This is a genomic window from 'Cynodon dactylon' phytoplasma, from assembly GCF_009268075.1.
Lineage (GTDB): Bacteria > Bacillota_I > Bacilli_A > Acholeplasmatales > Acholeplasmataceae > Phytoplasma > Phytoplasma cynodontis.
The window spans coordinates 1-6,411 of sequence record NZ_VWOH01000008.1; the positions used below are offsets into that span (position 1 = coordinate 1).

Genomic DNA, 6,411 nt, shown 5'->3' on the forward strand with positions numbered 1-6,411 from the left:
CTATTAAAAACAGTTTTTTTTTAACTGTTTTTAATAACTAAAAAACAGATTATTCATATGAAAACTTTAAAAAGAGATTGACAAAAACACCTTAATTTTTAAAAAACAATAGCTTAAAAATCAATTTTAGAATTAAATAAAACTTAAGTATCCTTAAAAGGTTTTTGTTGAGCTCTGTTGAAATTTGAATAGAAATAGAAGAAGTTTAACAGACAACTTAGAGGTCAGTTTCGCGGCCAGGCCTGCCGCCGAATTTTTTTCATCTATAACTATTATCAAAATTTTTTCTATAAAGAATTTTATCATCATTAATTTTAATATGAATTGTATTAGGAATAATATAGTCTTGTTCTGACTTATCAATTTTTTTAAATTGTTCTTCAAAAGAATTTTCAGGATTCCACAAAGTAATAGAAAGTTTATTTCCAATTATTTGTCTTATGTGACCTCGACCATATTTTACATTTGCACGATCTTGATTACAGCCAAAACAGAATGTTCGCATATCTATATCTTCATCACAAATATAAGATATTTTGAAATTTTTGTAAACATCTACTTCAAATTCATCATTATACTTTTTTTTAGAAAAATCAAATTTACCATTCATAAAATTGAAAGGTCTATTAATTAAATCTAAAAAAGAAAAAATAAACTGGGTTTTACCAATATTCTTAGGACCTTCAATAGCGATACTTTTACATCTATGATTATATCTTCTTCTAGGAGCTTTAATTGATAATTGTTCAATTATATTTCTCATAATAAAAATTAAATCTGGATTATCTAAATTAAAAGAACGTAAATGATACTGTGGATAAGTTCTCAAACTAAAAAATTCATTTTGCATAAACATAAAAAAATATAAATTCTCCATTTCTATTTTGATTTTAGTTTTTTAATTAAAAAAACTTTTCAAATAAATCATTCACAGTATTGATGCCTTTAGGCCATCCAATTTTTTTATTATTTTTACCTATTCCTGTAAGCATAATTTCATATATTACATTAAATTTATAACAACAATCATAAAAAAGATAAGGACCTTGAAAATCAATTTCGTAAAAATCAATACACTTTTCACAATCAAGTTGTTGAAATTTCTTATAATCAACACAACTAACAAGATGTTGAAAATGTCTATCTTTACACAATCTATCACATAAAATATCAACTTGAGAAAAAGTAAGTTTTTTAATTTTTTGATTAAAAAATAAAGTGTTTATAGCAACTATTTCTTCAATAGTATAATCAGATAAAGATCTTGATAAGTTTTTTTGATCAAAATGTTTTCTAAAACGAAAATTTTCTAATTTAGAAAGTTTAGTTTTTCCTTCATCAGTTTTCATTAATTTCCAAAATTCATCAAGTTTTTTTCTTTTTAATTCTTTTACTATTTCTATTTGCTCTTCTTCGTATTCTTCACATGATTTATATTTTTTCATATTTTTTTCTTTCTAATTAATTTAAAAACATAATCATTATAAATATTTCCTTATTAAAAAAGACAGCATTAAAAAAAAAAAAAAAAACAGCGTGCAGGTTTTAAAAAGAAAACTTTTTTATGTTTTGTCTTTGCATAAGTGTGTTATAAAACATGGAGTCAAGGAGTCAAAATGCAAAAAAAAGTAGTAAAACACAAGAATATTCGAAAATTTTTGTGACTCCGCTTTGACTAATATGACGGAGTCACAGGAGTCAGAGTCTTTTTTTACTTTGAATAATCGAGTCAAAAAACATCTGACTCCTAGGAGTCAATTACAAGGAGTCACAAAAAGTATCGAAAAAGCCTGGAAAAAAGTGTAAAAAAGGCTGTTTTGACTCCTTGAATGTATATTACTAATGCATTTTTTAAAAAAAATTTCTTCTTTTTACCTTCACGCTTTTTTTTTTTTTTTTAAACTATATATAATTTGTCTATATTTCGGTATTTTTCTGATTCACAATTTATAAATTTACAATTTTTTTTAATGTAATCTATTATTTTTTTATTTTTTAAACCATGTAAAAAAGGATATAAATCAGAAATAAAGATGTTTATTTTGTTTTCCATTTTTATTTCTCTTATATCTTCGTACAAAGGTTTTATTATAAAATCTTTTCTATCTAAAATTTTTTCTAGTAGTTTTGCTTCATATATTTTATTTGCTTTTTGGAAGAACATATTTACATCTGCTTCATTGTTATAATGTGATCTAGTAAAAAATAATCTGGAAATAATACCAGCCGAATGGTTTTTTTTTAAGTTAAATTTTTTCATTATGCTATCACATAATGAACTGATACCTAATGAATTGTATTTTTCTATTACGAGATTTTTAGGATATTCTGGGTCTTTTCTTTTTTCAAAAAAAGTTAATATTTCTTTTTTTATTTCACTATCTTTGAAGGATTCTAACTGATAAGCTTTTTGTATTTCTTCATTAGTTCTATGATAAATATGTGGTAAATGTTCTCTAAACATCTTTTTTATCATGCTATTTGTATTTGTTTGCCAATATAAATATTTGTAATTATTACTAAAAAAATCTTTAAATTTTTCTTTCGCTTCTTCTCTTTTTATTTTATTTTCTTGATAATCTTTGTTTATTTCTTTTAATTTTTCCAACAATATTAATTCAATTTCTTTTTTCATTTTATATTTTTTTAATTCCTTATTATAAATAGATTCTTTTATATGTTTCTACGTCATATTTTCTTAAAACATCATCAGCATCTTTACAATTTGAGTACTTTTCAGGGATTTTTTTAATTTCATTAATTATTTTTTTATCTTCTAACTGTTTTTTAATTCTCAAAGCATTTTTTTCTCCCGCCTCGTCCTTGTCAAAAGCAATTAAAACTTTTATTTCATTCTTTTTTAAGAACCTTAAAACTGTTTCTGATAAATAACTCGTAATGGTTATAATGCCTACAGCGTTCTTAATCCCGTTTTGATGACAACTCATACAAAACCTTCATGTTCATTTTTTTTGTTGTAGATATTTAGATTAAACCATACGCCAATAATATAGTATGACTGAGTTCTTTAAGCATTTAGGTTAAACGATCGTTATTAATTATGTCGAAAAATGCATCGTATGCTTAATCTATAAGTATGGGAATGATCAAACATCTACTAAAGCATCTTTACGATTTTTCTTAGTGCTTTAATTGTTTAGTCATTCCCATTACTTATAAACAGCATAGCATGCATTTTTTTAGACATAATATCATAATCCCATTGATCGTTTTAACCCTAAATACCAGGCTTTAAAGAACTTCAGTCATACTAATATTTTATTGGCCGTATGGTTTTACCAAAGCTTATCTAAATATCTTACAACAAAAAGAAATGATTTTACATGAAGGTTTTTGATGTGATGAGTTGTCATCAAAACGGGATTAAGAACGCTGTAGGCATTATCACCATTACGAGTTATTTATCAGAAACAGTTTTAAGGTTCTTAAAAAAACATGAAATAAAAGTTTATATTGCTTTTGATAAGGACGAGGCTGGTATAAAAAACGCTTTGAGAATTAAAAAACAATTAGATGCTCAAAAAATAATGAATGAAATTAAAAAAATTCCTAAAAAGTACTCAAATTGTAAAGATGCTGATGACATTTTAAGAAAATATGACGTAGAAACATATAAAAGAATCTATTTATAAAAAAAAAAAAAAGCGCGAAGGGAAAAAAAGAGAGAAAATAATTTTTAATCCAAATCTTTTGTAGTTTCAACAGTCAGCAGTCAAAATGGCCTTTTTTTCTTTTTTACTGCGATTAATTCAACAAACGCTTGACTGCTGACTGTCACAAAGTGACTGTTTTGACTGTTATCTGACAGTCACTGACAGTCAGAAGTTTTTTCGAATATTCTTTTTTTTACTACTTTTTTTTGCATTTTGACTGCTGACTGTTGAAATATAAAAAAGATTAGAAAAATTTTATATTCTTTTCAAAGCCCTCACGCTGTTTTTTTTTTTTTTTAATGTTGTTTTTTTTTAATAATTAAATATTTATAATTATTATGTTTTTCTATCTTAAAAGTTTAATTAGAAAGTTGTATAAAATGGAAGAAAATTTTGAATTAGAAGGTTATAAAAAATATAAAGCTTTTAAACTTAAAATGTTAGAAAAATTGCCTTTATGTGATTTTGATATTGATGATATTATCGATATGACCTTTTTTTCTTTTTGTGAAAAATTAAAGAAATTAAATTTTTATCAATTAGACAAGTTATATGAGAAAGTTTACAATAGTGAAAGATTTAAAACATTGAGAAAATCTAAGAAAGGACTTTATAATATGTATTTTTTAGTTAACATAAATAACAAATTTAATGCTTTATCTGAAATGATTAGTTTAACTTTTGTTGAAGGTGATAAACCTCAAAAAGATGTTTGGCCAGTTCATAATATTAAAATTGTTGATGATTTTTTTAAATAAAAATTAATTAGAAAGATAAAAAAATAAATTGAGAGAATTATTGAATATATTGGATGAAAAATCCTATGTTGCTTTAGTTGGAAATTTTTTAAAACATTCTAAGTTAGAATTTAAAGAAGGTAAAGATGGTAGTTGGTGTCATTTTAAATTATCAGTTAATCAAGAATATAGAAAAAAAATTAATAATTTAAATATCATTGAAGTTATTTGTTATATTAGTCGTCCTACTACACAAATTCGTTGTTTAAAAAGATATTTTGATAACAAAGAATCTTCAGTTTTAGTTGTAGGTTCTCTAAAAAATATGGTTATTTATGCTGTTAATATTACTTTTTTAAAAACTAGAACTAGACTAGGTTTTGATAGTTAATTTTATGATAAAACATGATCACATCATTCCTCCTTTGACTGTTTTTTTAACAGCACCAAATAGTATTGATAAAGTTAAAATTGCTGAAAATATAATGAAGAATAAATATTTTTATGAATTATTTAAATGTAAGAAAATATTTTATGTAGATTCTTTTCATCAACCTAGAACAGATTTTTTTTATCGTTATGATAAAGAGAAATTTGTTATTTTTAACAATTATATTCCTCCTTCTTATGAGAATTTTGTAGATTTTAGTAGGATTTTTCTTTCAACAGAAAAGAAATATAGAAATATTATGGTTATCTTTTTTGTTAGTGATTTGAATTGGGAAAAATATGAAAATAAAATTTTAAGCTTGAATTTTAATTTAATTTTCAATCCTATTTTTCAAATAAATTCATTTAAAGGTTTTTTTAAAGTATATTTTGAACAGAAAAAATTAAAAGATAATTTTAAAATTAATGTATGGAATTATTCTTGTGGTTATTGGGATGAAATAGGTAAAACATCTAATAATTTTTTCGATTCTAGTTCTCCTATTACTAAAAATATTGGTTTTATTTTTGAAAAAATTTTTAAATATTTGGATACACAAAATTATCCGCAATATTACAAATGATTAGAAAGAAATAATAAAAAAAGATGATAAATCATAAATTCATTAAACCTTATTTAACAGTTTTTATTCATTCATACGTAACAAAAGATAAAGGCAAAAAAATTGCTGAAAATATTTCTAGAAGTAAATATATTTTCGAAGCTTTAAAATCTAGAAAATTTTATTATGTTGATTATTCAAATTTAGATGAAGATATTTTTGCCAATTATCGACAAGAACAAATTGTTTTTTTTAATAACTATATTCCGAAAACATATAAAAATTTTTTAAACTTTGCATATTTTTTTTCTAATTATAAAATTAAAAATAATAATGCTAAATTTGTTTTTTTCATTAGTGATTTAAATTGGGAAGAATACATCAAAGAAATTTCAAAATTAAATTTTTCTATTGAATATAACAGCAATATTGATGTTAATAATAATTTTATTACTAAAACATTTGAAGGTTTTTTTAAAATATATTTTAAAAGAAATTCGGAATTTACATCAAATAGACCTGCTGAAAATCATCATACAATTTTTGCTTGGGATTATCCTAATATGTGTTGGAAAGATACACAAATTTTAACAAGTGATTTTTTACATTTAGGAAGAGAAGATGGTATTAATTTTAACCTAGCTTTTAATAGTACTTTTGAATCTATTTTTAATTTTTTAATGAAACATGAAGAAAGAACATAAAAAAAAAAAAAAACAGCGCGAAGGGAAAAAAAGAGAGAAAATTTTGACTCAAATATCATATGTAGCGTATATATTAGTGAGTCAGTGAGTCAAAACACCTATATATAAAAAAAATATTTCTTTTTAAAACCTGCACGCTTTTTTTTTTTTTTAATGCTGTCTTTTTTAATAAGGAAATATTTATAATGATTATGTTTTTAATTTAAAAAATTAATTAGAAAGAAAGTAATTAATTATTTTGGAAAAGATAAAAGGTTTAAGCGAAGTTTTTTTAGATCTTGTTAACAAAAAACGTTCAAAATAT

9 protein-coding genes are annotated in these 6,411 nt (G+C 22.9%); 5 read left to right on the forward strand and 4 right to left on the reverse strand.

The genetic code is table 11. From position 1 onward, the window contains the following. Positions 1 to 259: 259 nt before the first annotated feature. The 4 genes from F1741_RS02150 to F1741_RS02165 form a co-directional block, all read right to left on the reverse strand. Positions 260 to 856, reverse strand: coding sequence for a hypothetical protein (locus tag F1741_RS02150; protein WP_152309975.1), 597 nt, complete (start codon positions 854 to 856; stop codon positions 260 to 262). Between the two features lie 46 nt (positions 857 to 902). Further along, a complete protein-coding gene (locus F1741_RS02155) occupies positions 903 to 1,445 on the reverse strand; it encodes a hypothetical protein (protein WP_152309976.1) in 543 nt (180 codons plus the stop codon). Between the two features lie 452 nt (positions 1,446 to 1,897). Continuing rightward, positions 1,898 to 2,635, reverse strand: a complete 738-nt coding sequence (locus F1741_RS02160) for a hypothetical protein (protein WP_244609575.1) — start codon at positions 2,633 to 2,635, stop codon at positions 1,898 to 1,900. Between the two features lie 22 nt (positions 2,636 to 2,657). After that, on the reverse strand, positions 2,658 to 2,948 hold the full coding sequence (locus tag F1741_RS02165) for a toprim domain-containing protein (protein ID WP_152309977.1): 291 nt from the start codon (positions 2,946 to 2,948) through the stop codon (positions 2,658 to 2,660). A 414-nt stretch (positions 2,949 to 3,362) separates the two neighbouring features. Here F1741_RS02165 and F1741_RS02170 point away from each other — a divergent pair, with 414 nt between their 5' ends. The 5 genes from F1741_RS02170 to F1741_RS02190 all read left to right on the forward strand — a co-directional run bounded on the left by F1741_RS02170 (position 3,363) and on the right by F1741_RS02190 (position 6,107). After that, a complete protein-coding gene (locus F1741_RS02170; RefSeq protein ID WP_193310885.1) occupies positions 3,363 to 3,653 on the forward strand; it encodes a toprim domain-containing protein in 291 nt (96 codons plus the stop codon). 401 nt (positions 3,654 to 4,054) lie between these two features. Beyond that, the gene (locus F1741_RS02175) at positions 4,055 to 4,432 is read left to right on the forward strand and encodes a hypothetical protein (protein ID WP_152309979.1); all 378 of its coding nucleotides are present in this window, start codon (positions 4,055 to 4,057) and stop codon (positions 4,430 to 4,432) included. A 28-nt stretch (positions 4,433 to 4,460) separates the two neighbouring features. Continuing rightward, positions 4,461 to 4,802 (forward strand): hypothetical protein, encoded by a 342-nt coding sequence (locus F1741_RS02180; RefSeq protein WP_152309980.1) that lies wholly within the window; start codon positions 4,461 to 4,463, stop codon positions 4,800 to 4,802. A 4-nt stretch (positions 4,803 to 4,806) separates the two neighbouring features. Further along, on the forward strand, positions 4,807 to 5,424 hold the full coding sequence (locus F1741_RS02185; RefSeq protein WP_152309981.1) for a hypothetical protein: 618 nt from the start codon (positions 4,807 to 4,809) through the stop codon (positions 5,422 to 5,424). A 23-nt stretch (positions 5,425 to 5,447) separates the two neighbouring features. Then, positions 5,448 to 6,107 (forward strand): hypothetical protein, encoded by a 660-nt coding sequence (locus F1741_RS02190; protein WP_152309982.1) that lies wholly within the window; start codon positions 5,448 to 5,450, stop codon positions 6,105 to 6,107. Positions 6,108 to 6,411: the final 304 nt, after the last annotated feature.